The organism is Marinospirillum sp. (assembly GCF_014859565.1).
In genome coordinates, this window is record NZ_JACUUA010000439.1 from 1 (window position 1) to 1,407 (window position 1,407).

Here is a 1,407-nt window from a genome sequence, read left to right on the forward strand (position 1 = left end):
TGAAAAAACAGCTAAATGCCAGTAACCTGCAGCAGGAACAAAAAAATCTGTTCCTGCAAATGTTCGAGGAAGGCCTGAGTGGTTACACCTATCTGGAGTAATACACTTTCAGACCTGTTTTAGACGCTGTGCTCAGGCTTCCACTACGTCTGAGCGCAGCTGATCCATAATGTATTCTGCCTGTTGTTGCTGCTCTACCAACACCTCCACACAATCCGCATCCAGATGCCGACCGGCCATACGTTTTAACTCCTCCAGCGCCTGTTTGACCGGCCAGGGCTTTTTGTAGGGTCGTTCACTGGTCAGAGCATCAAACACATCTGCAACAGCAATAATTCGCGCCTCAATGGGAATGGCTTCACCACTCAAGCCGTGGGGATAACCGGAACCATCCATTTTTTCATGGTGATGCAGCACAATGTTTTTTAACATCTGCACATCTGGTAAATGCTCCAGCCCGTGATTGCCAATCACACGATCCAACAGATCCACACCCTTCTGGGTATGTTCCTGCATTTCCTGAAACTCCTGATCCGTGAGTTTGCCTTTTTTTAACAGAATACGATCTGCAATCGCAATTTTTCCCAGATCATGCAGGGGAGCAAACAGCAACATATGCTGGATCTGGCGATCACTGAAAGTCCACTTGGGCTCCAGCCCAATGGCTATCATCTGAGCAAACTGTGCCATCCGCTCCAGATGAGCGCCCGTTTCAGGGTCACGACCGGCGCAGAGTGACATGGTGGATCTCACTGCTGCTGTCAGGGTGCGAATGGCGGCATGATCCTGATAAATCATCTGGGCAATCAGCTGACTGTAGAGCTCCAACTCGGTCAGTAACTCATCCTTGAATACAAAAGGGGAGTGAGAGTTAAAAAATACAAAACCCATCAACTCTCCACCACACAAGAGTGGACAGGTGAAGCTGGCGCGCCAGCCCTGCTGCACGAGCTTGACGGTATGGGGATTCACTCGACCAGTCTGCAGGGGTGGTACCAGTTCTTGTAAATCATTAATCACCCTGGGGTGCTGCTGCATGGCAATCTGCCGTAAAGACCAGGCATCTTTCAGGCGAAAATCATAAGCGGTAATCGCATCCTCAACCCCGCTGGTAGTAAAAAAGGTTCGCACCATATCGGTGGTTGGCTGGTAGAGCGCCACAGAAAAACGCTCTACCTTCGGGCGCTGCTGACGCAGACGTACACCCAGAAACCGTAGTTTTTCCGGCAAGCTGTGAAAGCGGCTCAGCTCTTTGACAAGACTGGCATAATGCATTTTTTGTGCCTCCCCGCATGTCTGGACGTGTTAGACCGGGTTTGTTTAATTCATCCCGGCAAACCTGCAAGTATCCTGCCACTCAGGCAAGCGTCAGCTGCTCTTTTAATAAGTCTGTCAGTTCCAGTTCCA

Annotated in this window: 2 protein-coding genes; one reads left to right on the top strand and one right to left on the bottom strand. The window is 50.1% G+C overall.

Features of this window, described 5'->3' with window-relative positions:
* A partial coding sequence (locus tag IBX50_RS20810) for a hypothetical protein (protein ID WP_366930759.1) occupies positions 1 to 101 on the top strand: 101 nt, incomplete at its 5' end.
* Positions 102 to 132: 31 nt separating this feature from the next.
* Here the strand turns inward: IBX50_RS20810 and IBX50_RS20575 are convergent.
* The gene (locus tag IBX50_RS20575; RefSeq protein ID WP_292258297.1) at positions 133 to 1,275 is read right to left on the bottom strand and encodes an HD domain-containing phosphohydrolase; all 1,143 of its coding nucleotides are present in this window, start codon (positions 1,273 to 1,275) and stop codon (positions 133 to 135) included.
* Positions 1,276 to 1,407: the final 132 nt, after the last annotated feature.